The sequence below is a fragment of the Bacillus sp. RHFS10 genome (assembly GCF_016757475.1).
Taxonomy (GTDB): domain Bacteria; phylum Bacillota; class Bacilli; order Bacillales; family Bacillaceae; genus Bacillus; species Bacillus subtilis_G.
On sequence record NZ_JAESPO010000004.1, the window covers coordinates 253,504 to 280,274 of the forward strand.

A 26,771-nucleotide genomic window follows, 5' to 3' on the forward strand; every position below is an offset into this window, starting at 1 on the left:
TGAGTGCGGCCTCACTTTTTTATTCCCAAACTTCGGGCAAACTCTCCAATTTTTTGATGGATGACCATGTCAAACAAGCTGTCGCAATACGTCGGTTCTAGGTTAATGATGACTTTCTTCATGCCGGGAATCCGGCTTGCGTCCTCAGGCACAAATCTTGCCGGAGCGACTTCGAGAGATGTGCCGATGACCAATAAAAGATCTGCTTGATCCAGCTTTTCATAAAGGGTCTCAAAGTGCAAGACGGCATCGCCAAAGAGAACCACATCGGTTTTTAATACCGTTTTGCAAATGGCACCATCTTTTCCGGACGCCGTACACTCCGGCACCTCCCGCTCCAGCAAATGAGGGAGATCATATGGCGCTCCGCATGCCGGGCAGGCTGCTGTCTGGATAGACCCGTGCAATTCGTACACATGTCTGCTCCCGGCTTTTTTATGAAGGCCGTCAATGTTTTGCGTAAAGATATCGACCTGCTTCCCTTGCTTCTCCAGCTCAGCTAAAAGCAAGTGCCCTTCATTCGGTTCAAAGCTGCCGCTCATTTTCATCTGGAACAATTCTTTGAATTTAGGCCAAAACTGACGCGGGTGGCTTAAAAAATAATCAACGCTCATCGCTTCCATTCTTGCGGCATCCTCCGTCCAGATGCCTCCTGCCGAACGAAAGTCGGGAATTCCTGATTCGGTGCTCATTCCCGCTCCGGTCAGCACGACAATTCGCTGCGCTTCATTTAAAATGTTTCTGAATGCTTCCAACTTAACACCGCCTTTTTTCTCTTATTTTACCACGAAAAAGACTCCGCCTCTGTCAGACGAAGTCTTTCCCTTTTTAAGCCCGTTCCTTTTCCTCTTTACTTACATTCACTTGGAACGGATCGTTTTGGTGCTTTTGCTTCACAAAAACCATTTGGCCGGGATATGCAAACTCGACACCCTCTGCGGCAAGGATTTCAATGATTTTATAGTTGATATCCTCTCTAATATCGAGGTTTTCAGCCCAAACCGCTGTTTTTGTATAGAAGTTGAAAAACAAATTGTAATAGCTGTCGGCAAACGTATCAAAGTTGACCATGATCGTTTCATTATCAACGCCCTCGTGCTCTAAGAGCATTGTTCTGAGAGTACGAATAGAGCGGTCAAGGTTCTCAACCGGCGTAGCGTAGGACACATGGATGGAAAACGTGATCTGGCGTTTGGTCATTCTTGTCCAGTTCGTGATCGCTTCCATCGACAGCGTAGAGTTCGGCACTGTTACAAGCGCCCCCTGTGCGGTTCTGAACCTCGTACTTCGGAAGGTAATATCCTCTACTGAGCCCGTTACCGTCGACGTCTCCACCCAGTCACCGATGGTAAACGGTTTTTCTGTAATAATAATGATTCCGCCGAAGAAGTTGCTGATGGTATCCTTCGCTGCAAGCGCAAAAGCAAGTCCGCCAAGACCTAAGCCCGCCACGAATCCATTGACATCATAATTGAATTCCTGAGCGATCACACTGACACTGAGCGCAATGATGACAAAACGAAGCAATTTGGATAAAAACGGTGCCAGAATGTCATCCATCTCCAGCTCAAAGCGCTGATTCACCTTATGGAAGATAAACGACGACGCTGCGGTCAAGTTACAAAGCCCCCAGCACAAAAGCGCCACAATCAGCGAGCGGTATATGTTGCTGATGACAGGCATTTGTTCGTCTAAAAACGGTGAATACCGGATCGCTAAAAACAGCCCTAAAGCCACAAAAAACCATCTGGCCGGCTTTTCAAACGCCACAACCACCTGTTTGAAAATTTCTGTTTTCCGCCGATTCGTGAGATTAAAAAGCAACTGAAAGAAATATCTTGTAAACAGTTTTCTGAGTATAAGAAACACCAGCAAAATCGCCAAGCTGATGCCGATTTGTATCATTTTATCAAGTGTGAAGTATTGTTGCAGATAATCTAGCATGACAGTCTCCCTTCTATTTAAATCAAATGTTTATTATACTAAAAGATTCGTAAAGATGCTCATCTAAATGTCTTTTTTCAGCACAAGACCCCGGCGGAACGCCGGGGCCATTTCTCAATTCATCTATTCAGCCAGATTCAACAGGGACAGTCACTTACTTTTTTTCGTTTGTGTCTGATCAAGGAGAGTTGCTTTTTGCATTTCAGCATCCGTTTCGGCTTTAATTCTTTCTTCCACTCTGATTCTCCCTTTTCCCATGATCTCGCCTCCTTTTTTGCTATTATAAAGTAACAGAATGTTTTGTGAATATGTCGAAAGGCCTAATTTCCTGACGAAATATGTTCTGATACGCTGAGTGTCTTTATTTAGATATACGCGGTTCTCAGCCAGGACCATTCCGATATGGCAGAAAAAATTCACCAGTTTGTATCGCCGTGCATATATGGATTTGATACAATAACAGAAATGCCCATATGAGGAGCTGACTTAGCTTGTACACCATTGCCCATCGCGGAGCATCAGGTTACGCTCCGGAAAATACGTTTGCCGCATTTGACCTTGCGGCGGAAATGAATGCAGATATGATCGAACTGGATGTCCAGCTTACAAAAGACAGGCAGATTGTTGTGATACACGATGACAGAGTTGACCGAACAACAAACGGATCGGGTTTTGTTAAAGATTTTACATTGGAGGAATTGCAGAAACTCGATGCAGGAAGCTGGTACGGCCCTGCTTTTCAGGGAGAGCGTATTCCTACCTTGGAAAAGGTGCTCAAGCGCTACCACAAAAAAATCGGCCTATTAATTGAATTAAAAGGCCATCCATCTCAAATCGGAATTGAAGAAGAAGTGGGACAGCTGTTAGGGCAATTTTCTTTTTCTATCAACAATATTGTCCAATCCTTTCAGTTCCGCTCCGTCCAGAGGTTTCATGAGCTTTATCCATCGTTTCCGACAGCGGTCATTATGAGGCCCAATTTTGGGATGCTGTCCAGAAATCAGCTGAAGGCCTGCCAATCTCTCGCAAACTATGTCAATATAAAATACACACGACTCAACCGGCTGATGATCGCTTCAGGCCATAAAAACGGCTTAAAAGTGTTTGCATGGACTGTCAATAATCAAAAGACAGCCGCAAAATTACAAGCCATGGGCGTGGACGGCATCGTAACAGACTACCCGGATTTCATCAAAAAGGATGGCAAACATGAAAAGATATAGCGCGGTGTTTGTCGGAGGAGCGCTTGGCGCCTGCCTCCGATACGGATTAAACATGTGGATACAAACCGATCAGTTCCCCGCTGCAACCTTGCTGGAAAACGCGGCTGGAAGCCTTCTATTAGGTATTCTGACCGGTTTTTTTATGATCAAGGCAAAACGGCCTCTGCTGCCGGTTTTTTTAGGTACCGGCTTTTGCGGCGGCTTTACAACAATGTCCACGTTTTCTAAAGAAACGGTGATGCTTTTGCAAGCACAACCCTCATTAGCTGTTTTATATATGGCACTCTCATTGATATCAGGAATCGTTCTTGCGCTGGTTGGCGTACTGGCGGGCCGCGGCATAGCAGGCATTCAGCAAAGAAAGGAGCTGCAGGAAAGATGACACTGGCGGGTATCTTTATAGCGGGCGGCCTTGGCGCGATGCTGCGCTTTTGGCTTGGCAATGTCATCACCGCCAAAACCAAAGGTCCCAGCCTGCCCATTGGCATATTAACAGTCAATATACTTGGGGCTCTCGGGCTTGGATTGTTTACAGGGCTCCACGTCACAAATGCTTCGGCCTCCCTCATCATCGGCACGGGATTTTTCGGCGCCTTTACGACCTTTTCCACTTTCAGCGTTGAAAGTGTTCAGCTTCTGCTGGCCAAACGCGTTATGGAAAGCATTCTGTACATCACCCTAACGCTTTGCGGGTCGCTTTTGGCGTTTTGGTGCGGCTGGACAATTGCAACGTAAAAAACCTTGAGCTTATTTCTCGCTCAAGGTCGCATTGTTCAGCATCACAGGCTCGGGCATCGGCAGCGTGTGGTGCGCGGTAACCCCGGTTGTGCTTGCTGCTTCTTTTATCTCGATTTGCTTGATTAATCGGCCGTCCATCTTCAGCACCTTTATCGTGTATGAACCGATGCGGATGGATTCACCAGCCTCAATATCGATGTTTTCTTTTAATATCAGCCCGCCGATCGTATCGACGTCTTCTTGAATCGCTGCACCAAGAAGGCTGTTCACCTGATCGATCCGAACCTTTCCATCCATGACATAATGGCGATCGCCAAGATGTTGGATCAGCGGCTGTTCATCCTCATCAAATTCATCTCTGATCTCGCCGACAATTTCCTCAAGAATATCCTCTGTCGTCACAAGTCCCGATGTTCCACCGTATTCATCAGACAATATGGCCATATGAATGCGTTCGCGCTGCATTTTAATCAGCAAGTCATGAACCGGGATGGTTTCAATCACTTCGATTACCGGCCGCACATACGGATGGATCGTCATCTTCATTCGTTCCTCTTCTGTCATAAACAACAAATCAGAAAACAAATGCTTCGTATTGACCAAACCGATGACACTGTCTTTGTCCCCGTCTGTCACAGGCCAGCGTGTGTATTTATCCTTCAGCATGACTTCAAGCATCTCGGCCATCGTCATCTCTGTTGACACAGCCGCCATTTCCTTTCGCGGTATCATAATTTCTTTGCCGATCCGATTATCAAATTCAAAAATCTTATTTACATATTTATATTCAGACGGATTAATCTCTCCGTTTTTTAAACTCTCAGACAACAGCATTCTGAGTTCTTCCTCAGAATGGGAACCATCATGTTCTGACGCAGGCTTTAAACCGAACAAGCCGCATAAAATCCGCGCAGATCCATTGAGGATCCAAATAAACGGAAACAGGAGCAAATAAAATAAACGCAATGGACCCGCTATCAGCAAGGTCAGCTGTTCTGCCTTTTGGATCGCGACCGTTTTCGGGGCCAGTTCACCTACTACAACGTGCAGAAACGTGATCAGGCCGTACGCGACCGCAAAAGAGATCGCATGAGAAACCGATTCCGGCAGGCCGAGCGGTTCAAACAATGGATGCAGAAGCCGTTCAAATGCCGGCTCCCCCAGCACGCCAAGTCCGATCGATGTCAATGTAATGCCCAGCTGGGATGCGGATAAATATTCATCCAAATCTGTTATGACACGCTTTGCGAGTATCGCCCGTTTGTTTCCTTCTGTTATAAGCTGATCAATTCTGGATCTCCTTACTCTAACAATCGCAAACTCGCTTGCAACGAAAAACGCGGTTAAAGCAATGAGCACACCAATTAAAATCAGACTGTCAATATCGTCCATTTAACCTTATCCCCTCATGAAAGGATAAGGAGTCACCTCCTGATATAATCATTTTTCCTTAACATTGAGGTACGCGGTGTATTGTTGCCTAAGCAGAGGGCCCCATCATACCACCTCCAAGTCAAAGTTTGATTATAAATTGTATATTTTATTGTAACACAACTCATTCCAAAAATGATTTTTAATTTTTAGACTTTTAGGAGCGGACGGAATCATTAACGCTCAGTTCAATCCCGAGTTCTACCGTTTGTTCTTTACCGAGCAAATTTAGCTGGACTTTTGCTCTTTTTTTGCGTTTATCAATTTTTTTAATGGTGCCTTCCAGCCCGTGAAGAGGTCCTGAGACCACATAAACTTTGGATTCCTCTATTTTAATCTTCGAATAGCTGATAATGTCGCCTTTTTCTATCAATTTAAATAAAACGCTCATTTCCTCTTCTCTTATCTGACAATAATATTCCCCGGCTTCTTTAGTGTAACAGCTGCCATTATTTACGAATCGATAGAAGTCAGGAATTGAACGCATTTTATGTAACATGTTGCCATTCATCCTTGTTTTGATAAGTACGTAGCCCGGAAATAATGTTTTCACGACATGGTAAATTTTACCTTTTCTTCGTTCGGGCACAACCCTTCTCGGGACCATTGAATAAAGTATATCCGCATCAAAATACATGCTCAAATACTTTTGGACAATTTCTTCTTTTCCGCTTTCAACAAAGATTGCATACCAGTTCATTTGATATTATCCTCCAAGTAAAATAGAAATATCTCATTTTAATGTCGGCGCCATCTCTTTGATCGGCAAAACAGCAGCTGCTCGATTACTGTGCACAGTATCTGGATTTAATCTGTCCCAATCTAGATGCGCAGCCTTGTTTTTTAACAAATTTTCACTGAGGTACCAGACATGGATTCGTTTTCAAGCAGATTTTAATTCAATTGTTCCGCCTTTATACCATCGGGGAGGGAGAATGCATAAAACAAAATTCGTCTGCGATGGTATAACACAAAGCCAATGTTTTTTTATTTTTCCGTTAAGCGGCGGCGTGTGCTTCTGATCCCTCGATCTAAGCTTTAAGATCCTCCTGATCACACAGTGCTGCCAGCGCCAGCTTTTGCCTGAGCCAGTTTACGTATATTATCATTACCCTCATCAATTTCTGGATAAGTTCTTTATCAGCAAAACAGCGGCCAGAACGGGCACCACAAAGTGAAAAAGTATTGGAACTGTTCACACCACTATCACATTGTCATAGCTTAAATCAAAGGTATCTCTGATGTATTTGAAACTGCAAAATCCTTATAAACTTCATCTATGAAGACGAGTCCGGAGAACATACGGGCCAGTCTTTCTGCTTCTGAGGATGGCTGCAGGAGCACTGTCGGAGCATTCGATGTCGGATATAATCGCATGTTCTCTTCTCAGTACTTCCCTGACTAAAACTGGATGTGGATATGAATTTTTACTCAGATTCAGCTTGATGGCGCTACCTTTTATGGGCTGGCTTGCAGATACATACGGGGTCATCAGTTTGATATGAGGCAAAGTGACAGACATGTCTTACAACCCTTAACTATTAAAATCTAGCAATTATATACATAAGTTTGAAAAAATGTTATGATTACCGTATCAAAATTTCAGAAAATGTTAAATGGTCAGTTTTTGCTTACTTTTGGATGTCAGTTTATTAATAAAGGAGTACTATCAGTGATTGAACTCATGCCGCTACTGAATGAAAAATCGAATATCCCTTTGTACATACAACTGTACCAATACATACGCGAGGAAATCATATCGGGGAGAATCAAACAGGATACTAGGCTTCCATCAATCAGAAATCTATCAGTATATTTAAAAATCAGCAGAACGCCTATCGCTGATGCCTATGAACTATTGCTAGAAGAGGGATACATCAGAAGCAAGCCTAGAAGCGGTTTTTACGCTGTTTCACCGGAAAACATATCGGATTTGCAAACTGAAGCTTCCAGAGAACCCAAAGAAGAGAACCCCAAAAATCAAATTGCGAGTTTCGACTTTCATTATGACCATGTCGATCTCTATCATTTCCCTTTTAAAAAATGGAAAAAATGGAGTAGTTTATGTTTAACGTCTGAAAATCTTCATCTGCTCCAAAAAAACGCAGACTTGCAGGGTGAATATGGCTTACGAAAGGAAGTTGCTTCATACTTGCATCAAGTACGGGGGGTGTGCTGTTCACCAGATCAAATTATAATCAGTGCAGGAACCTATCATTCACTTCAGCTTTTGTTTCATCTACTGAAGGATGATGTCAAAATAGTAGGTACTGAAGAAGCTGTGAACATTGGAGTAAAAGCAATATTCGAACAATACTCATCCTTCAGCTACCGCTCAATAACTCTGGAGTCTGATGGCATTAGTATGGAAGATTTATACAATAGTCAGGCTCAAGCCGTTTATGTAACCCCCTCTCATCAATTTCCTTTTGGTATGACGTTTTCGATTAAAAAGCGAATGGAGTTGCTGCAGTGGGCTTATGAAAAAAACGCTTACATAATCGAAAATGACTATGACAGCGAATTCCGTTTTAAAGGACGTCCGCTCCCGGCGCTCCAAAGTCTAGATAAGCATGATAGGGTGATTTATACCGGTACTTTCTCAAGGATTTTGTCACCTTCTTTCAGAATCAGTTATCTCATCCTACCCCGCTCTTTGTTTCACCGCTTTCAGCAGCAGACACACAGCTATAATCAGATTGTGTCCCCTATATTGCAAAAGACACTCCAATTGTTTATGGAATCAAATGATTTTGCAAGGCACATGCGGAAAATGCGACATTTATACCAAAAGAAACATGATATTTTAGTTGATGCGGTAAATTATTTCTTTCAGGATCAAGCAGACATTTCCGGGCAGGGGTCAGGCTTACATATTTTGTTGAAAGTAAAGAATGGTATGACTGAAAATGAACTGATTCTTGCCGCGAAAAAAGAGGGCATCAACGTGTACCCATCATCCATTTATCATCTGGAACCGTCAACGGCATCACCCGCTGCCGTTCTGCTAGGATTTGGTGCATTATCTGAAGAAACGATAAAGCACGGTATAAAAAAGCTGGCAAAGGCTTGGAGAATCAAACAAATATAAAAAGCTAACAGCACACACTGTTAGCTTTCTAGCTAGCTTATTCATGTGTTGGATATCTTCTTCAAATCTCATCAGCCAGTTATATCGAGGAAACAAAGATATGACAGGCGCGCTCCCTTTAAGGCTCCACTTGCTTCACTCTTTACACAAAATCTTTATATAAGGCAATAAAGATATCCCGTGAGTTTTTAATCTGTTCTATCGGCACACTGAAGGATAAACGGAAGTGCCCTTTCATTCCAAAGCCGCTGCTCGGCACGATTAATAATTTGTATTTTTGGGCGGCATGCACGCAAAATGCGACTTCATCTTCAATTGGCGATTTCGGAAATATGAAAAAACCGCCCTTCGGCATTTCAAATTCAAAACCTGCTTCTTTTAAAATGCCGACCATTAAATCCCTGCGCTCTTTATAAGCGCTTGCGTCTACTCTTAAATCATCCATTCTTGCCACAGCCCGCTGCACCATGACAGGCGCATTCACAAATCCAAGCGTTCGATTACAGAACACAAAAGCGTTGATCAAAAGGGCGGCATCCGGCATCTTGCTGTCTAATCCGATATACCCGAGCCGCTCTCCGGCTATGCCGAGATCCTTACTGAATGAGCTCGCCAAAATCACACGATGATACGATTGAAACGGATTTGCCAGCTCTTCATCATAGATTAATTGACTGTACGGTTCATCAAAAAGCACATAAATCGTCTGTCCGCTCTTCTCTTCTATTTCTTTTAATAAAGCGCCTAAATCATCTATATTTTTCTGGCTGAGAACAGTGCCTGTCGGGTTATGAGGTGTATTGAGGATCAGCCCTTTCGTCTTTGAGGTAATCGATTGTCTCACCGCCTCAATATCAATCTCAAACCGGGACGTCAACGGGCAGCTTACAGCTTTTCCCCCGTAGTTCTCAATATACAATTTATACTCGGCAAAATAAGGTGCGAGAATAATAACCTCTTCACCCGGGTTTACGATACTTTTTAACGCGACATTCAATGCACCGCCTGCGCCTACCGTCATGACGACGCGTTCCGCCGAGAACTCGGCTTCAAAACGGGCCCCCAAAAATTGCGCTACTTTTTCTCTTGCTGCCGGAAGCCCTTGATTTTGTATGTATCCGTGATTGCCTTTGGCAGCTTCCTCTATTAATGCTCTCTTAAAAGCTTCAGGCGGTTCAACAACCGGATTTCCGATTGAAAAATCAAATACCTGGTCATCCCCGAACTCTTTCTTCAGCCTTGCGCCTTCATCAAACAGCTTGCGGATCCATGATCCTTTATTTAAGTTTTCTTCAATTTCCCGGGATAACCCAGCCAATTTCATCTGTCCCTTCCGCACTTAAAAACTAAAATTCTATCTTTAATTGACCATCGCGAGATAACGCTGATTCAATAAATCGGCAGTTTCCGTTATTAATTTTTTTCCAATTTTATGGACGTGGCGGTTTCTCCAATTTTCCAGTTCTGATCCTTTGACCCATTGGTTAAAAGCGCCGAGAGCAGGACCACAGTGAATCTGATAGTTTACTTTTTGCTCTTCATCCCCAATTAGTGCAAGCCGCGTTGCGTTTCCGAAATACCATTTAAAGATAAGTGCCATTTTGTATTTTGGCTGACGTTCCGCTCTTTCTATCTCATGCGGAGACCTATATTTTTTTATGTCTGCATAAACTTCTTTAAATGTCCGGTGAAAATATTTATCTTCTACCATTTTTCTCGTTTTTTCATCTATTTCATCTATTGATTTATAATTCCGATACAAGTCATAAAGCTTATTAGCTCTGACAGGAAAAAATAATCCTTTTTTGAGTACTTGGACTTTGGCCCCGATTTCAAACATATCTCCAGCTGGAGCATAATCGGTATCTTGTACATTCGCGAGCTGAAGCAAATCCTTTACGGCATCGCTTGTCCCGGCTTCCACAGTACACTGGTTAATGGAGCCTGTCACAATATAATCAGCGCCGAGCATAAATGCAGCAGCAGCCGCTTCTGGCGTTCCAACCCCCCCCGCTGAGCCGATTCGTACTTTTTTGGGATAGCGGTATTCAGCATGAATCTTATCCCGCAACTTAATCATAGCTGGCATGAGAGCGTACGCAGAACCATTGTCCGTATGTCCGCCTGAATCAGCCTCAACAGTTATATTATCAGCCATCGGAATTTCTCTCATTAATTCGGCCTGTTCCTGAGAGATTTTCCCCTCTCTAGTTAATTGCTCTAATAAATGATTCGGGGCAGGTCGCAGGAAAACTTCTGCCACCTCAGGCCGAGAGACCTTCGCAAAAATCCGGTTTTTCGCTTCAACCTTTCCATTCTGATTTCGTTTGGCACCCCGAGCCCTATACATCACGAGCGGAGCGGTTAAGCTGATATAGGCGGCTGCTTCAATAATGTTTATCCCATACTGCAAATACAATTTTATCCTTTCTTCCTCTATATAAGGCTTATCCGGACTGCACAGTAAGTTCATGCCGAAAGATTCAGCATTTGTCAGTTCGCGTTGGATACATTGAATGGCTCGTTCAATTGATTCAATTTTCATGCCTCCCGTTCCATAAAACCCAAGCATCCCCGCTTTTCCGACTTGTACCACCATTTGTTCCGACGCAATCCCTTTATACATAGAACCTGTCACATATGCATATTGTAAGCCGTATTCTTCTTTAAATGCATTGCTGCCAAGAGCCTTCGGTGTAATCTTTGTGACGGGCTCAGACTGTTCTTTCCTATGATTCAGCTGAAGAGGCTCTGCTTCTTTTTGAATTTTTTGCGTCAGCTTCGTGAGCACATTACCTGGACCCACTTCCTCAATGGACTGCACCCCAATTGCTGACAAGTACCTTATGCTGTCTGTCCATTTGACTTGATGGGTAATTTGCATGGTAATATTCTTTTTGATGTCATCTCGGACATAAGGCATTCCTTCAACATTTGAAATAACAGGAATTTTTGGAGTCTTTAGTTGTATGCCTTCTAGAAAGTCGGAAAACTCTCTTTTCGCATCCGCCATATAACGGGAATGAAATGCTCCGCTTACCTTTAACGGGATAAAAGCAGCTGCGCCTGCTTTTTCAAAAATAGGCTGCGCCTGCAGGATATCCGATTCCAAACCAGAAATCACAATTTGTGTCGGTGAATTGTCATTAGCAATATCAACCGGCAGGCTATTTTCTTTTAATAGGTGCTTAATCTTTTGGACAGAAAAACCGATGACCGCAGCCATACCTCCGTTAACGGCATTGCCCATCAGTTCTCCTCTTTTTTTGACAAGCCGCAATCCAGTTTCAAAATCAAATACACCTGCGGCAAACAAAGCGTTATACTCGCCAAGGCTATGTCCAGCCACAAAATCAGGCATTTTTCCTGTTTTATTGACCTTGTTTAAATAGCATAATGCATTCACAACAAAAAGGGCCGGCTGAGTATATTCAGTTTGTTTTAGTTTTTGGTTTTCGTCATGTAGACATAAATTCTTAATTGAATATCCCAAAATATTATCTGATAGTTTTGTCAGGTTTGAAAACTCATCAAATAGGTTGCTGCCCATTCCCTTATATTGAGAGCCTTGACCCGGAAAAACATATGCTTTCAATCTCTTGTCTTCCTTTCTGTTTTGTAATAAGTCTGATTATTCTACAGCAGAGCAAGACCAATATTTCTTTTGGCGAAATTATCCGAAGACCATAAAAGATTAATTTCGACATATATATATGTAAACCATTAATTACTCTCAATCGACAGTCAATGATTTCATCTGCGAAGCGGACATGAGGCTGGTCACAGACAGCTTGATAAAAGGCGAACTTAACTCCTGTAATATATTCCCAAGAGAATTACTAAAGAAGCATTTGCAAAGGGCTGCCAAACCGCCAAAACCGCAAATTCCAAGCCGCACCATCGCTGAACTCTCTTCTCTCCTTATCGTCCAGCTCAGTAAACAGAATTGCAAATCTATATCCATCTGATAGTACGAGAGCCTTGATTAGAAACCTAAATAAATACAGTGCGGTCATTCAGCATTTATTCCTTTATGTGCAAAGGATTAAAATCGGAATATTCAGAAAAATAAAAACAACATAATCAAATATACAGCTATAAAAAATTGTATATCATAAAGTTCGCAAGATCAATGCTAAGCACGCCAGGATATTAATCTGGTGAAATCTTGTGAGATTGTTTCCATTTCCCTTGATCTCTGCTTATGTTCCCTATGTTCCACCATCGTGCCGCAACATCGAATGGCTTCCCTTATTTCTTTTTCAGTTTCGTTCTGTATCACACTTGATTATGCAAAATATGTATCATTTAGTCAATGCTTTTATATGATATTTTCAAAAAACACACTAAATTTATATTCTTGCCTAAATTAGCTTCGCGAACTCATCAAAAACAATAAACTTGTGCAAGACACCCTTCATATATTAAACTATTCTCATAACTATAACGTGATGGTTGGGAGGGATATAGATGGGGCTGAGACTTATCGCATCAGTGAACTAGCAAAACTTGCCGGAGTAACGAAACGAACAGTTGATTATTATACGAATATCGGTCTGCTTACGCCGGCCAGATCCTGTTCAAATTACCGTTACTACGATGAAAATGCACTTAAACGACTCATATTTATTGTAGATTGCAAGAAGCAGCGATTGGCCCTGTCCGATATTAAAGATCGACTGGAGAACCAGTTTCCCTCTTCAGCTAAACTTGATGATGAAATTGGTAAACTGGCATTAGAAATTGATCATATGAATCAAAATATCTCCGGAATCTTGCATCGGTTTGAACGGCTGAAGCCCGAGGATCGTGACAAGCTGAAAAACAAGCTCCCACCCGATAAGCTCGCCGTGTTCCAATCATTTATGCTGCTGTTAAGTTAAAACCATTTTATCTAACAGGAGGTGTTACCTTCATTCTCATTCTAGAGTGAAGGTTCTAATTGGACATAGTGAATTTGATTTTAGTTGCTGTTTTAATCGCCCTGACGGCATTTTTCGTGGCCTCTGAGTTTGCCATTATCAGAATCAGAGGCTCACGAATCGATCAGCTGATCGCGGAAGGAAATAAAGCAGCAATAGCCGCAAAAAAAGTGACTACGCATCTTGATGAATATTTATCTGCGTGTCAGCTCGGAATTACATTGACTTCCATTGGATTAGGGGTTTTAGGCGAGTCCACAATTGAAAGGCTGCTTCACCCGCTTTTCATACAATTGAATGTGCCAGGTTCCCTTTCACATGTCATATCGTTTATTTTTGCGTATGCCATTATCACGTTCCTGCACGTTGTTGTTGGAGAACTTGCGCCTAAGACAGTCGCCATCCAAAAGGCGGAAGCAGTGTCTATGCTGTTTGCGAAACCGCTGATTTGGTTTTACCGCATCATGTTCCCGTTCATTTGGCTTTTGAACAATTCCGCTCGGTTATTGACAAAAGCATTTGGCCTGGAGACCGTTTCAGAAAACGAACTGGCTCACTCTGAAGAAGAGTTGCGAATCATTCTGTCTGAAAGCTATAAAAGCGGTGAAATTAACCAGTCAGAGTTTAAATATGTGAATAAAATCTTTGAATTTGACGACAGGCTGGCGAAAGAAATTATGATTCCGCGGACTGAAATTGTCAGCCTTCCGCATGATATCAAGATTTCTGAAATGATGGACATCATTCAGATCGAAAAATATACCCGCTATCCTGTAGAAGAGGGCGATAAAGATAACATTATCGGGGTTATTAATATTAAAGAAGTGCTGACCGCCTGCATCAGCGGCGAGGTATCTGTTGATTCCACCATTTCTCAATTCGTCAACCCGATCATTCATGTCATTGAATCCGCGCCGATCCAAGACCTGCTTGTCAAAATGCAAAAAGACAGAGTCCACATGGCCATCCTGTCTGATGAATACGGCGGTACGGCCGGGCTTGTGACGGTTGAAGACATCATCGAAGAAATTGTCGGCGAAATCCGCGATGAATTTGATATTGATGAAATTAACGAAATCCGCAAAATCGGCGAAGGCCATTATATTCTTGACGGAAAAGTGTTAATCGATCAAGTAAACGACCTGTTCGGCATTCATTTAGAGAACGAAGAAGTCGATACGATCGGCGGCTGGTTCCTTACCCAAAAATACGATGTTGAAAAAGATGATTCTATCATCGAAGAAGGCTGCGAATTTATCATTAACGAAATCGACGGCCACCACGTCGCTTATATTGAAGTCAAAAAACTCGCGGCAGAAGAGCTGGTTGAAGCTGGAGAACCGAAAGAAGCATAATATAAAAAGACACCTTTTATTGAGGTGTCTTTTTTATTATGTTTTGTTTCTAACCTCCCTATTCTTTTATAAAAACTGAATCCTCGGGAATTCTAATCAGGGAACTGGATCTCATTTAAAAACAAGAAAAAGGAGTGAAATGATGAAAGTAGTGGTAACTGGAGCAGCAGGTAAAATAGGACGGTGGGCCGTAAGAACAATATTGGAGGCCGGCCACGATGTAACAGCATCAGATAGAGTATTAACAGAGGAATCAGCATCAAAAACATTTATCCAAGCCGATTTGCGGGATTACGGCCAAGTATGCCAGCTTATTATGGGCTGTGATGCTGTGGTCCATCTTGGGAATATTCCGACCGATGTCAGAAATCCCTCCCAGGCGATATTTGAAAATAATATGCTTGTTAACTTCAATATTTTGGAGGCTTGTAAAGATTTTAAAGTGCGTAAGCTTGTATGGGCTTCGAGCGAGACGGTGCTGGGATATCCGTTTGTACCGAAAGAGCTCAGCTACCTTCCTGTAGACGAAGAGCATCCGACAATCGTAAAATCGTCTTACGCAATGGCAAAGCGTCTGACCGAGATCCTTTCAGATATGTTTTCAAAGCTGATGAATACACAAATTGTCACCCTCCGCTTTGCAAATATATATGAACCTGATGAGTATGAAAAAATTCCAGGCATGCATTGGAACGAAAAGCAAAAGGATATCCAAAAGAAAAATGCATGGGCGTATTGCGATGTGAGAGACGCTGCGCACGCTTGCCTGCTTGCAATCGAAAAAAACAATATCGGCAATGAGGTCTTCCACATTACGGCGCCGGATACCATCATGAAAGAACCGAGTGAAGACTTGGTAAAGAGGTTTTTCCCAGAAGTCTCTTTAAAGCGGGATATAAAAGGATATGAAACACTGATGGCGATTGATAAAGCGAAAAAGATCCTCGGTTATGAACCCCGTTATACATGGCGTTCTGTATTAAACAATGACGGCTCACTCAAAGCACTGCCAGAGGACCAGCTTTCATTATCCAAAATATAAAACAAAAAAGCAGCGGATGTTCATTGAACTTCTGCTGCATTTTTTATATCATATTCTTCTAAATCGATGTCTACGTCCATTTTAAGAGCCAGCTTCGCCAGCTGTTGCCCCATATAAGGTCCCATTGTCAAACCGGACGATCCAAGGCCATTTGCCGCTATGATCCCGTCCCAGCCGGGAAGAGGTCCGATCACCGGCACATCACCCGGTGTAATCGGTCGTAAACCGACTCTTGCTTCTTGAAAGGTGCTGTTTGCTAAACCAGGAGCCATTTCCAATCCTTTGTTCAACAATTCCTGCAGCCCGCCTGCCGTGATCCGTTCATCACGGCCTTCTATATCATCTTCACGAGTCGCTCCGATGGCCATTCTCTTGTCAGCATAAGCTAACAGATATTCCTTAGAAGGCGGCATGACAGCAGGCCAGCTGTCCATATTGTTTGCGTCAGGAACCTGTACATATATGATCTGCGCTTTTTGCACGCTTACTTTAAAGCGAATGCCTAAAGGCGCCAGCAATTGGTCTGCCCATACACCGGCACAAACAATCACCTTGTCAGCAGAATAACATTCATCACCGACGGTTACTCCTGTCACTCGTTTCGAATGATATTGGAGCTTGGCATCGCCTGTTAAATAAACGGCGCCCATTCTATGAGCAGCACGCAATAATGCATCTCTCAGCATCTCGCCATCCACTCGGGCGGCTCCGCTTATATGAATTGAATGGTACCGTTTAGCCAGCAATGGAAACATGCCGGCGGTTTTGAATTCAGATAGAAAAGAAATGTCTCCGATTTCCGGGGCGTCTTGTTTGCGTTCTTGCACCCGTTTTTCAATCTTTTCAATCTTTTCTTTCTCGTGATGAATACTAAGAGCACCAACCGGAGCATAACCCGTTTCTATCTCGCCTGCTTTTCTAAGCTCCTCTATGAAACAAGGGTAAAAGTGCGCTCCTGCCTTTGCCAGCTTGTACCACGCCTGATTTCGCCTCGGTGACAGCCATGGACAAATAATGCCTTTCGCTGCATGGGTGGCCTGTCCCTTATCTTTCCGATCTATGACAAGAACCTCAGCCCCCATTTTGGCTAACTGATACGCTGTTGACGCTCCTAGAATTCCAGCCCCTACTACGATAATTTTCATCATTTTCCGTAACCTTTCCCAATAATTAATTCCTTATATAGTATAGCTAATTGCCAAGGAACTTATAAACAATCGGGAAATCGGGGAATGCGGGCACTGGTGGATTATAGCTGTTCCAGCTTGTTTTCAAGCTCTTTAATACTGTTATTTAAAGCCTCTGTCATGGCTGCAAGTCTTTCTTTTGACGGCAGGTGGGCAAAATCAGCCTGCTGAAGCGGCTCACCGATAATGAGCTTCATTTTTCCTTTTTTGAATAATCCCTTTCCGCTTGAAGGTCCTTTATATGCAGCGGGAACGAGCGGCGCTTTCCCCATTTGCGCAATTGTCACCGCGCCTCTTTTTAAAGGCACGTCCTCGGAGGTCCTTGTTCCGCTCGGGAAGATACCGACGATCTCTCCTTCTTTCAGCAGCTTAATCGGGGTTTTAATACTGCTTGGTCCGGGATTTTCACGATCTACCGGAAAGGCATTGATTTTCTTCAAGAACGAACCGATCCATTTATTTTGAAAAAGCTCTTTTTTCGCCATGTAGTGTATTTGATAAGGAAGAATCCCGACTCCGAGTGTGATCACATCAACCCAGCCGGAGTGTGTACACGCGATGACAAAACCTGAATCGGCCGGAAGGTTTTCTTTGTTATACACCTTCACTCCTCCGCGAAGAGAAAGAATAACTTTTAAAGCATTTGCACAAAACTTATACATATCGCACTTCCTTTGTCGTAATCAATGATTCTTTCTGCTTCTATTATAACAACATTTTTTATTACCTGGTACTAATTTTTAAGATTTCTCTGGTTAAAACGCCAAAAAGCTGAGGATCGCCCTCAGCTTTTGTTAGATTTCCTCCCTGGTCGGGGGTGCCATAAACTCGGGCCCGACCGGGTCTGAAATCGTATTTTTCAATATGGTATTGATGTCTTTATGATCTTCACTGCTCAGCGTCCAGTCTGTAATCTTCGATACCGCATCAACCTGCTCAGGCTTTCTCGCCCCCCAAAGAGCGATATCCGCTCCCGGCTGATCTAAGATCCATCTGACGGCCAAGTGAATCACTGATTTTCCATAACGTGTCTGCGCCAGCTCATCCAACTGATGAACAGCAGAAAGATACTCTTTAAAACGGGGCTGCTGGAATTTTGGATCATGATTTCGCAGATCGTCGCCCTCAAACGTGTACTCTTCGGTCATTTTACCTGTTAGCAGCCCTCTGCATAAACTGCCGTATAATATCGTTGTAATCTGTTTGTCTTTCGCATATGGAAGAACATTCTCTTCAATTTCTCTTTCAAACAAATTATATGGAGGCTGAATCGTTTGAAGCGGTGCAATGGCGCGAAATGTATCCAATTGTTCAACTGAAAAGTTACTGACGCCAATCGCCCTGATTTTGCCGGCATCATATAATTCCTTCATGACTTCCGCCGTTTCTTCAATTGGCACAAGCGGATCGGGCCAATGCACCTGATAAAGATCAATATAATCCGTTTGCAGCCGTTTCAAAGAAGCCTCGACTTCCTCTATGATTCTCGCTCTATTCGCATGGCGGAAGAGCTGGTTGTTCTTCCAGTCCACAGCCGTTTTCGTTGCGAGAATCACCTGATCTCTTTTGCCGTGCTCCTTGATCGCCTTCCCGACGGTTTCCTCGGACTGCCCGAAGCCGTAGGCCGGAGCGGTGTCAATCAGTGTGATCCCCTCATCAAGAGCGGCGCGGATGGTTTTGATTGATTGTTTCTCGTCAGTGCCTCCCCACATGGTTCCGCCAATCGCCCATGTGCCCAGGCCGATTCTGGAGGCTTTTATTTCGGTGTCTGCTATACTGGTATATTCCATTGTGCCACTCCTTCTTTTTTCACTCTCTTTTCCCCACTGGAAAAAATGTTAAACATTTCTCGGTACTATCTTTCGCGGCCATTTTTAGGTACTATATAGGAATGGTGTTTGATGAGGTATAAAAAGCCGTTTGCATGTAATGTGCAACTTTAAACCTTTCTTATGCGTGTATAACATAGAGGGGAGAAAAGGCAGTGACGATCGATGAAATTTATCAAATGTACATGAATGATGTTTACAGGTTCCTGCTCTCCATGACAAAAGACAAGCATCTTGCCGAGGACTTGCTGCAGGAAACCTTTATGCGGGCATACATACACATTCACTCCTATGATCACAGCAAAGTAAAGCCCTGGCTTTTTCAAGTGGCGCGAAACGCCTTCATTGATTACGTCAGAAAGCATAAGAAAGAAGTAACCATTTCTGATGACTTAATCGGAAGCCTCTTTCAAAGTGCTGTTCAGAGCCCTGCTCATCAGGTAGAGATAAAGGAAGTGCTGACTGGTTATATGTCCGAGCTCCCCGATAATTATCGGGAGGCCTTAACGCTATATTATTTAAAAGAGCTAAATTACAAAGAAGCATCGCATATTATGAATATTTCAGAGGCGAATTTTAAAAGTGTTTTATTTCGCGCCAGACAGCGGCTGAAAGCACTTTATAATAGAGGTGTTAATGATGAATGAAGAATTTAAAAAGCGTTTTGATCAATATAAAAATGGGGAAATGAGCGACCGGGAAATGACCGCATTTGAGGAAGAACTAGAGAAGCTCGAAGTGTATCAGGAACTGATTGATAGCGAGCTAGAGGACGATAACGATTGGGATGTCAGCATCAGTCCAGAAAAACAAAAAGCGATTTTAGCCTATGGGAAACGCAAGTCTTATTTACGAATTTCTGTCCTTGCCGTTATTTCGACCTTGATGATTTTGCCGCTTTGCACGCTGGGAAGCTACCTTTATTACGGAATGGGAGGAAAACAAAGCACCGGCAATGAGTTTATGGAAACCGCCGCAGTCACTGTAGCCCTGACCATGCCAAATGTTCTTGTCGATACATCCGGACTGAAAAGCCAAGTGAAGTTATTTGGCATGAATACCGAATTCCCGCTGCAAAAGCAGATCGGTACGAAGACAGTCGCAGTGGGGAATGAACGAGTTGAAATGTTTTATAATAAAGTGAAAGCGCCTGTCGTTAACTACTATGATTTAGAAGTGCATAAAACCGGCCATTACTTTACACACCCATCAAATGCGTCTGAACAATCCACTGCAAAAGCTGACCAAACGTTAAAGACATTGCCCGAAGGAACGGTTTCCGAGGTCTACCTTTCATATGACCGTGCATACCCGACAAAAGAAATATATAACAAATTCAAAGGGTATGATGTGAGCTTTTTGTGGAATGCAATTGAAACAGAGAACAACAACAATGAGAAAGTATACGCAGAGCCGCTTGGCTATCCCGGGAAAGATTCAAAGTTCTTGGCTGCGCTTAATACAAAAGGCAAGTCAAATGGCGATCAGTTTATCAACGCCTTGACATTCATGTCCAAGCACGAAAAATGGGCGCAGGTTATTTCAAAACGAAAAGACCTGAATGTGGTTAAACGATTGGATTATGTAGAGAAAAACGGTGTCAATGTATACGGCTCGGTCGTTACAGGCCCAACCAAGGAAATCCAGAGCATGCTGAAAAACAAATCTGTAAAATCAGCGAATGTCGGCGAGGTGGAATTATGGAACTGGTAAGAATTTTTAAAGAACACAATGTATTCGGCTGGATTTCAGTCGGGACAGCAATTCTGTCCCTGCTCTTGCTGAATTTGGCGATTATCAGCAATGTCACAATTTATTCCTATCAAATGCTTCCGTTCGCCATGGCCGCCGTTCCGTTTGGCATTATTGAACTCTTCATCAAGAGAGGGCGCACCGGGCCAGGCCTGCTCGGTGTCATCCTGAATCTATTTGTGATTATTTGTGTGTATACCATTGTATCTGTAGATACTAATTTACAGTTTGGCTTTTAAAAGAAGACGCCTGAAGGGGCGTCTTTTTTGATTACAGCGGCTTTCTAAACAAGTAGCTTTCTATCGTAAAACCCATTTTGTCTATATAAAATCGGTGTGCGTCTTTACGCTGAAGGCCAGATGAAAGACTGACAAAGCCAAGTCCGGCTTTTCTTGCCCAGTCTGCGGCATAATCCAAAAGTAATTTGCCGTATCCCTTTGATCGGCAAGGCGCGGTTGTCACAAGATCCGCAATCCACAAATGCTCTCCCTTGTGAATGGAAACCCTCGGCAGCGCGCCGCACAGCGCCCTGATTGCCGTATCCTCATATAAGGCAAACAGCATATACGATTCTTGCTGCACACAGGCGTCAAGCCTTTGTAAATACGTTTCTTCATCCAGTTCTGTTCTCAATTCACTCATAACCGGATACGATTCAGCCCATTCTTCTTTCGTAGTTAACTGTTTCATATGAATCATCTTCTCAATCCCCTTTCCTTTCGTTACAATGATCATAGCTAATAAATGGCATTTACCAAATAGCCAATATCAAAAAACATGACCATGCCAGATATAAAGGAGACTCGAGATGGATATCACGCCGTTTCTTGATAAAAAAAGCAAAACACCGCTGTATGAGCAGCTTTATATCTTTTTCAAACAAGAAATTTTACACGCGAGAATTACGAAAGGAACAAAACTTCCGTCAAAACGCAGGCTCTCTGTCTTGCTCGGTGTCAGTACAGCAACAATTGAACATGCTTACGAGCAATTAACTGCTGAGGGCTATGTCAAAAGCAAACCAAAAATCGGCTGGTTCGCGGCGGGAGTAGAAGCAGATTTCCCAGCGGCTCCTGACTATTTTCAGCAGTCTGTGCAACAGGTCTTGCCTGAAGAGAACGCACCTGTTATTGACTTTCATCAAGGCAATGTCGATCCGGCCCGCTTCCCCTTTAACGCATGGAGAAAAAGCATCGTAAAAAGTCTGGACCGCTATTCCGGCCACACCTCTGGAGACCCTCAAGGAGAGCCTGAACTCAGGCGCATGATTACCCGTTTCGTCAGGCTGTCAAGGGGTGTCATTTGCGAGCCCGGCCAGATCATGATTGGCGCAGGAACGACCGTGCTTCTGCAAATTCTTTGTCTTACGCTTAAGCACGGCACAAAAATCGGGTTTGAAGAACCGGGTTTTCATCGTTCAAGAAGATTATTTGAAGCAAATCGCATGCATGTCATTCCGATTTATTCTGATGAAGAAGGCGTCCTGCCGGGTGAGCTTAAAGCGCAGAATCCATCTCTCGTGTATACGACTCCTTCGCATCAGTTTCCGCTCGGGAGCATTATGACGATAACCCGAAGACAAGAGCTTCTGGCATGGGCAAAGGAAGCAAACTCGTTCATTATAGAAGATGATTACGATGGGGAATTTCGCTACAGCGGCCAGCCCATTCCGTCTTTGCAGGGTCTTGATCCAAATGGCAGAGTCATATATCTCGGCACTTTTTCAAAGTCACTGCTGCCTTCCTTGCGGCTCAGCTACATGATCTTGCCCCCTGCACTCATGGAATCGGTCAGAAAAAACGCTCACTTAATGAAACAAACGGTCTCTTCCCACTCTCAAATGGCACTGGCAGACTTCATCGAAAGCGGAGAGTGGCAAAAGCATGTAAACAGAATGAGAGCCTTATACCGAAAAAAACACGCTGTCCTGTTAGAAGCCATACGGTCTGAACTAGGGAACAGCGTTGAGGTTCTCGGAAAAAATTCCGGTCTTCATATCCTCCTGCGGCTTTTGTTTCCGGCAAGTGAAGAAGAAGCGATTAGTGCTGCTGCCGACAATGGCGTAACCATCTATCCCGTATCTCCCTCTTATAAAGGACAGCCGCCATTTGTTTCTGTTTTAATCGGTTATGGCGGTTTGTCAGAAGAGGACATCAGGCACGGGATCCAAAAACTGAAAACGGCATGGGCACCGTTGATATCGTCTTATTAAATAAGAAAACAGGCCCCGGAAACGGAGCCTGTTGTTTAAAATGATAAAATCCCGATTAAATTTAAGAATACGATAATAATGGCCAGCGGTACGATAAAACGAAGCAAATAAAACCATGTATAAAAGAATGCTTTACCTGCATTTGATCCGTTTCTCATTTCTGCTAAAAGCTCGTGCTTCGAAATTTTGAGCGGGATAAAAAGAGAAATTAACAAAGCGCCTAATGGCATCAAAACATTGCTGACAGTAAAATCGGCAATATCAAAAAACGTTTTACCGAATATGTTCACATCGCTCAATACGCCATAAGACAAGCAACAAGGGATTCCGACCAAAAAGATCAACAGCCCGCTTGTCCATGACAATTTTTTTCTCTTCTTTTCGTCCCCTTTTCCGATTGTGGCGACAATAATTTCAACCATCGAAAACGCTGAGGTTAAGGCTGCAAATAAAAACGCAACGAGAAAGCCGATAAAAAACAACGTGCCGAACGGAAGCTGTTCAAAAACGGCCGGAAGCACTGTAAACAGCAATGTCGGACCTTCATTTGGCTGAAAACCGAATGAAAAAACCGCCGGAAAAATGGCCAGGCCCGCCAAGAGTGTCACAATGATATTCATCACGACAATGGAGGCTGCCGAACGAGGGACATTTTGCGTTTTCGGCAAATAAGAGCTGTAAGTCACCATCACCGAAACCCCCAGTGTTAACGTAAAGAAGGCCTGTCCCAGCGCGAATAATATAGATTCCGGAGTCAAATTACCGAAATGAGGCACAAGCAAAAATTTTACGCCTTCCATCGCACCATCAAGCGTGAGTGACCGAAGAACGAGCAGAATAAACAATAAAAACAAAATCGGCATGATCACCGCGCTGACCCGTTCAATCCCTTTTTGAACCCCTCTGGCGACGACCAAGACAGTCAGCACCATAAAAACAAACTGAGCCGCGAGCGTCTGCATCGGATTTTGAATAATAGAAGCAAACAGGGTTCCAAACTGTTCTTGAGAAAGCCCGGAAAGTGAACCAGATGCTGTTTTCACGATATACAGCAAAATCCACCCTCCGATTACACTGTAAAACGACAGCACTAAGAAACATGCGGCTACACCGACCCATCCCGTGAGAAACCAAGCAGTTCGCGGCGCTTCTTTTTTATATGCATCAATGGCATTCGTCTGGTTCCGTCTTCCAAAAATAAACTCTCCCACTAAAAGCGGATAGCCTAAGAGAATGGTAAATAACACGAAGATAAGAAAAAAGGCGCCTCCCCCATTGGTCCCTGCTACATAAGGGAACTTCCAAATCGCGCCCAAGCCGATAGCCGAGCCGGCGGCTGCCATGACGAAACCGATTTTCGAAGCCCATTGGACTGGTTTTTGCTCAGACAATAAACGTCACTTCCTTTCCACCCTATATTATCTCTTATTTTTGTCTTCATTTCTATAGATTCATTTACCAAGAACACAAAAGAGAGAGCGTCCTGAATGACCGCTCTCTTAACCACAAGATTATTGATTTAATTTTGAATGCTTTCTTGAATACAAGAAATAGATTGCCAATCCGATTAACAGCCACACAAGGAAGCGGACAATCGTCACCCATCCAAGATTTAAAATTAAGAACAGACAGAACAGAATCGCCAGACCCGGGATCACTGGAACCCCCGGACATGTAAAGGCTCTCGGTAGATCAGGCTGTTTCTTTCTCAAAACGATCACTGCCACAGAGATAAGCACAAACGCTGACAGTGTTCCGATGTTTACCAGTTTTGCAAGTTCATCCAGTGGAACAAGTGAGCCGAGGAGCGCCGACATTGTGCCGAAAAACCAAGTGGCCACATAAGGTGTTTTGTGCTTTGGATGGACCTTAGAAAGTGAGCCCGGCACCAGTCCGTCACGCGACATAGCAAACATGACGCGTGTCTGCCCATAAAGCATCACGAGCATAACTGTTGTCATCCCCAAAACAGCGCCAATATCAATGATGCCTGCCACCCAATTTTGCCCGGCGCTTTGGAGAACAAGAGAAACCGGATGATCCACGCCCGCAAACTGTGCAAACGGGATAACCCCTGTCATGATGGCTGATACAGTGACATATAAAATCGTGCAAACCAATAAAGAGAATATTATGCCTTTAGGCAGATCCTTCGCAGGATTTTTTGTCTCTTCCGCAGCAGAGGATACAGCGTCAAATCCGATAAAAGCAAAAAATACGAGCGCCGCTGCGCTGAATACGCCGCCAAAGCCCATCGGCATAAACGGCTGCCAGTTATGCGGCTTCACATAAACGGCTGCCACCGCGATAAACAGCAAAACAACCAGCACTTTCAAGATCACCATGATGTTGTTGACTCTTTTTGATTCTTTGATGCCTAAATAAAGCAAAAACGTTATCGCCATCACAATCACAAAGGCAGGCAGATTAAAGATGGTAAATGTGCCCTCCACCGCCCCCGGTGCCGCTGTTAAAGCAACCGGAAGATGAATGCCCAGCCCTGATAAAAACGATTGGAAATAACCAGACCAGCCGACTGACACCGCACTTACCGCCAGCATGTACTCTAAAATTAAATCCCACCCGATAATAAAGGCCAAAAGCTCTCCCAATGTCGCATACGTGAATGTATACACCGAACCTGAAACAGGCACACTTGAAGCAAATTCTGCGTAAGACAGGGCGGCGAATAAACAAGCCAGCGCCGCCACAACAAATGAAATGGTCAGCCCGGGACCTGCCGTGACTGCACCTGTTCCCGTCAGCACAAAAATCCCTGTGCCAATAATGGCTCCGATTCCGAGCAATGTTAAATCGAATGCCCCTAATTCTCTTTTTAAAGATTTTTCACCGCTCGTCGCAGCGATTAAATCCTGAATGCTTTTCTTCCTAAATACGCTCCCTTTCATTCCCCTTCAACTCCTAGACTAATTATCTATTTATATATATTTTATTTGAATTTTCTGAATTCCATGAGCGATAATGGTCAATTTTCTTTTTTTTTACTCTATTTGTACCGGTGAGCGAATCATTCCTTTCTCCTAACAATATTATATATAAAATCACAAAAATGAAAACCTAATTGTCAGAAAAGTCGACAAATTCTTATCTTGAAATATCTCCTCACATAAAAAAACCAGCGATCACGCTGGTTTTTCGTTGATTATGTTGAAATAAAACGGCCGCCATTTACATGAATGGTCTGCCCTGTCATATAGGACGATTCGTCAGACGCCAGCAGGACATATGCACCTGCATGCTCAACCGGCTGCCCCGGTCTTCCCATTGGCGTGTCCAAGCCGTGCTGTTTCACTTTTTCTTCCGGGAATGTCGCCGGAATAAGCGGCGTCCAAATCGGACCAGGCGCCACCGCATTCACTCTGATGCCTTTATCCGCAAGCGACATCGCCATGGATCGCGTAAAGGAAACAATCGCACCCTTTGTGCTGGAGTAATCAATTAATGCCGTATCCCCTTCATAAGCGGTAATCGATGTCGTATTAATGATGGCACTTCCCTCTTTAAAGTGAGGCAAAGCTTTCTTCGTCATATGAAACATGGAAAAAATGTTTGTGCGAAATGTCTTTTCCAGCTGTTCTGTTGAAATATTGAGAATACTGTCCTGCGGATGCTGTTCAGCAGCGTTGTTCACCAAGATATCAAGTTGGCCAAAGTGATCCGCTGTTTGCTGCACAGCTTGTTCACAATGATTCTCGTCCCCAACATCTCCCGGGATAAGCAGGCAGCGGACATTTTCCTTTTCGATTCGTTTACGCGTTTCCTCTGCGTCAGAATGCTCATCTAAGTAAAGAATGGATACATCAGCCCCTTCTTTAGCAAACGCAATAGCTGCTGCTCTCCCTATGCCGCTGTCGCCCCCGGTAATGATGGCAACTTTCCCTTTCAGCTTTCCGCTTCCTTGATAATCCTCGTCCTCTGACAGAGGCAGCGGATTCATTTCTGACTCAATGCCCGGCTGTCTGTCCTGATGCTGCGGCTCTTGCCCTTCTGTTTGTCTGTCCATTGGGTTCATATTCATCACTCC

General features: G+C 43.7%; 25 protein-coding genes. 11 read left to right on the top strand and 14 right to left on the bottom strand.

The window, feature by feature from the left end; genetic code table 11:
- Positions 1 to 11: 11 nt before the first annotated feature.
- From JMN17_RS15725 to JMN17_RS15735, 3 genes are all read right to left on the bottom strand, one after another.
- Positions 12 to 755 carry an NAD-dependent protein deacylase gene (locus JMN17_RS15725; RefSeq protein ID WP_087991215.1) on the bottom strand — a complete coding sequence of 248 codons (744 nt, stop codon included), beginning with the start codon at positions 753 to 755 and terminating at the stop codon, positions 12 to 14.
- 73 nt (positions 756 to 828) lie between these two features.
- Positions 829 to 1,944, bottom strand: coding sequence for a mechanosensitive ion channel family protein (locus JMN17_RS15730; protein ID WP_202328507.1), 1,116 nt, complete (start codon positions 1,942 to 1,944; stop codon positions 829 to 831).
- Between the two features lie 150 nt (positions 1,945 to 2,094).
- Complete coding sequence (locus tag JMN17_RS15735; RefSeq protein ID WP_003224203.1) at positions 2,095 to 2,202, bottom strand: YhdX family protein; 108 nt, start codon at positions 2,200 to 2,202, stop codon at positions 2,095 to 2,097.
- A 233-nt stretch (positions 2,203 to 2,435) separates the two neighbouring features.
- On the opposite strand from JMN17_RS15735, the gene JMN17_RS15740 reads away from it, so the two are divergent.
- From JMN17_RS15740 to crcB, 3 genes are read left to right on the top strand one after another with little or no spacing between them, the layout of a single operon-like run.
- Entirely contained in the window at positions 2,436 to 3,167 is a 732-nt protein-coding gene (locus tag JMN17_RS15740; protein ID WP_087991214.1) for a glycerophosphodiester phosphodiesterase, read from the top strand.
- Positions 3,154 to 3,549 carry a fluoride efflux transporter FluC gene (locus JMN17_RS15745; protein WP_087991213.1) on the top strand — a complete coding sequence of 132 codons (396 nt, stop codon included), beginning with the start codon at positions 3,154 to 3,156 and terminating at the stop codon, positions 3,547 to 3,549. The genes JMN17_RS15740 and JMN17_RS15745 overlap by 14 nt, the downstream gene beginning before the upstream one ends.
- Positions 3,546 to 3,902, top strand: a complete 357-nt coding sequence (crcB, locus tag JMN17_RS15750; protein WP_087991212.1) for a fluoride efflux transporter CrcB — start codon at positions 3,546 to 3,548, stop codon at positions 3,900 to 3,902. Before JMN17_RS15745 ends, crcB begins: the two co-directional genes overlap by 4 nt.
- A gap of 12 nt (positions 3,903 to 3,914) precedes the next feature.
- Here crcB and JMN17_RS15755 read toward each other — a convergent pair whose 3' ends face one another.
- Positions 3,915 to 5,297: a hemolysin family protein gene (locus JMN17_RS15755; protein WP_202328508.1), complete on the bottom strand. Its 1,383-nt coding sequence runs from the start codon at positions 5,295 to 5,297 to the stop codon at positions 3,915 to 3,917.
- A gap of 196 nt (positions 5,298 to 5,493) precedes the next feature.
- A complete protein-coding gene (gene loaP, locus JMN17_RS15760; protein ID WP_202328509.1) occupies positions 5,494 to 6,036 on the bottom strand; it encodes an antiterminator LoaP in 543 nt (180 codons plus the stop codon).
- 972 nt (positions 6,037 to 7,008) lie between these two features.
- Here loaP and pdxR (JMN17_RS15765) point away from each other — a divergent pair.
- Positions 7,009 to 8,427, top strand: coding sequence for a MocR-like pyridoxine biosynthesis transcription factor PdxR (gene pdxR / locus JMN17_RS15765; RefSeq protein ID WP_087991209.1), 1,419 nt, complete (start codon positions 7,009 to 7,011; stop codon positions 8,425 to 8,427).
- 142 nt (positions 8,428 to 8,569) lie between these two features.
- Here pdxR (JMN17_RS15765) and JMN17_RS15770 read toward each other — a convergent pair whose 3' ends face one another.
- Entirely contained in the window at positions 8,570 to 9,751 is a 1,182-nt protein-coding gene (locus JMN17_RS15770) for a pyridoxal phosphate-dependent aminotransferase (protein ID WP_087991208.1), read from the bottom strand.
- Between the two features lie 36 nt (positions 9,752 to 9,787).
- Positions 9,788 to 12,022: an ACP S-malonyltransferase gene (gene fabD, locus JMN17_RS15775; RefSeq protein WP_087991207.1), complete on the bottom strand. Its 2,235-nt coding sequence runs from the start codon at positions 12,020 to 12,022 to the stop codon at positions 9,788 to 9,790.
- Between the two features lie 856 nt (positions 12,023 to 12,878).
- Here fabD and cueR point away from each other — a divergent pair.
- The 3 genes from cueR to JMN17_RS15790 all read left to right on the top strand — a co-directional run bounded on the left by cueR (position 12,879) and on the right by JMN17_RS15790 (position 15,746).
- Positions 12,879 to 13,310, top strand: a complete 432-nt coding sequence (gene cueR, locus JMN17_RS15780; protein ID WP_087991297.1) for a Cu(I)-responsive transcriptional regulator — start codon at positions 12,879 to 12,881, stop codon at positions 13,308 to 13,310.
- Positions 13,311 to 13,369: 59 nt separating this feature from the next.
- The gene (locus JMN17_RS15785; RefSeq protein WP_087991206.1) at positions 13,370 to 14,704 is read left to right on the top strand and encodes a hemolysin family protein; all 1,335 of its coding nucleotides are present in this window, start codon (positions 13,370 to 13,372) and stop codon (positions 14,702 to 14,704) included.
- Positions 14,705 to 14,846: 142 nt separating this feature from the next.
- Positions 14,847 to 15,746, top strand: a complete 900-nt coding sequence (locus tag JMN17_RS15790) for an NAD-dependent epimerase/dehydratase family protein (RefSeq protein WP_202328510.1) — start codon at positions 14,847 to 14,849, stop codon at positions 15,744 to 15,746.
- A gap of 20 nt (positions 15,747 to 15,766) precedes the next feature.
- Here JMN17_RS15790 and JMN17_RS15795 read toward each other — a convergent pair whose 3' ends face one another.
- From JMN17_RS15795 to JMN17_RS15805, 3 genes are all read right to left on the bottom strand, one after another.
- Positions 15,767 to 16,894 (bottom strand): NAD(P)/FAD-dependent oxidoreductase, encoded by a 1,128-nt coding sequence (locus JMN17_RS15795; protein WP_202328511.1) that lies wholly within the window; start codon positions 16,892 to 16,894, stop codon positions 15,767 to 15,769.
- A 101-nt stretch (positions 16,895 to 16,995) separates the two neighbouring features.
- The gene (locus JMN17_RS15800) at positions 16,996 to 17,595 is read right to left on the bottom strand and encodes a 1-acylglycerol-3-phosphate O-acyltransferase (protein WP_087991203.1); all 600 of its coding nucleotides are present in this window, start codon (positions 17,593 to 17,595) and stop codon (positions 16,996 to 16,998) included.
- 132 nt (positions 17,596 to 17,727) lie between these two features.
- On the bottom strand, positions 17,728 to 18,723 hold the full coding sequence (locus JMN17_RS15805) for an aldo/keto reductase (protein WP_202328512.1): 996 nt from the start codon (positions 18,721 to 18,723) through the stop codon (positions 17,728 to 17,730).
- A gap of 194 nt (positions 18,724 to 18,917) precedes the next feature.
- Here JMN17_RS15805 and sigM point away from each other — a divergent pair, with 194 nt between their 5' ends.
- The 3 genes from sigM to JMN17_RS15820 are packed head-to-tail and all read left to right on the top strand — an operon-like array spanning position 18,918 to position 20,753.
- Positions 18,918 to 19,409: an RNA polymerase sigma factor SigM gene (gene sigM / locus JMN17_RS15810; RefSeq protein ID WP_087991201.1), complete on the top strand. Its 492-nt coding sequence runs from the start codon at positions 18,918 to 18,920 to the stop codon at positions 19,407 to 19,409.
- Positions 19,399 to 20,475, top strand: a complete 1,077-nt coding sequence (locus tag JMN17_RS15815; RefSeq protein WP_087991200.1) for an anti-sigma factor — start codon at positions 19,399 to 19,401, stop codon at positions 20,473 to 20,475. Before sigM ends, JMN17_RS15815 begins: the two co-directional genes overlap by 11 nt.
- Positions 20,463 to 20,753 carry an anti-sigma factor gene (locus JMN17_RS15820; protein WP_087991199.1) on the top strand — a complete coding sequence of 97 codons (291 nt, stop codon included), beginning with the start codon at positions 20,463 to 20,465 and terminating at the stop codon, positions 20,751 to 20,753. Before JMN17_RS15815 ends, JMN17_RS15820 begins: the two co-directional genes overlap by 13 nt.
- Before the next feature lie 31 nt (positions 20,754 to 20,784).
- Here JMN17_RS15820 and JMN17_RS15825 read toward each other — a convergent pair whose 3' ends face one another.
- Complete coding sequence (locus tag JMN17_RS15825) at positions 20,785 to 21,213, bottom strand: GNAT family N-acetyltransferase (RefSeq protein ID WP_087991198.1); 429 nt, start codon at positions 21,211 to 21,213, stop codon at positions 20,785 to 20,787.
- A 109-nt stretch (positions 21,214 to 21,322) separates the two neighbouring features.
- Here JMN17_RS15825 and pdxR (JMN17_RS15830) point away from each other — a divergent pair, with 109 nt between their 5' ends.
- Entirely contained in the window at positions 21,323 to 22,726 is a 1,404-nt protein-coding gene (gene pdxR, locus JMN17_RS15830) for a MocR-like pyridoxine biosynthesis transcription factor PdxR (protein ID WP_202328513.1), read from the top strand.
- A gap of 35 nt (positions 22,727 to 22,761) precedes the next feature.
- Here pdxR (JMN17_RS15830) and JMN17_RS15835 read toward each other — a convergent pair whose 3' ends face one another.
- From JMN17_RS15835 to JMN17_RS15845, 3 genes are all read right to left on the bottom strand, one after another.
- Positions 22,762 to 24,117 carry a sodium-dependent transporter gene (locus tag JMN17_RS15835; RefSeq protein WP_087991196.1) on the bottom strand — a complete coding sequence of 452 codons (1,356 nt, stop codon included), beginning with the start codon at positions 24,115 to 24,117 and terminating at the stop codon, positions 22,762 to 22,764.
- Between the two features lie 120 nt (positions 24,118 to 24,237).
- Complete coding sequence (gene bcaP / locus JMN17_RS15840; protein ID WP_087991195.1) at positions 24,238 to 25,635, bottom strand: branched-chain amino acid transporter BcaP; 1,398 nt, start codon at positions 25,633 to 25,635, stop codon at positions 24,238 to 24,240.
- Positions 25,636 to 25,889: 254 nt separating this feature from the next.
- Positions 25,890 to 26,759 carry an SDR family oxidoreductase gene (locus JMN17_RS15845; RefSeq protein ID WP_202328514.1) on the bottom strand — a complete coding sequence of 290 codons (870 nt, stop codon included), beginning with the start codon at positions 26,757 to 26,759 and terminating at the stop codon, positions 25,890 to 25,892.
- Between the last annotated feature and the right edge of the window lie 12 nt (positions 26,760 to 26,771).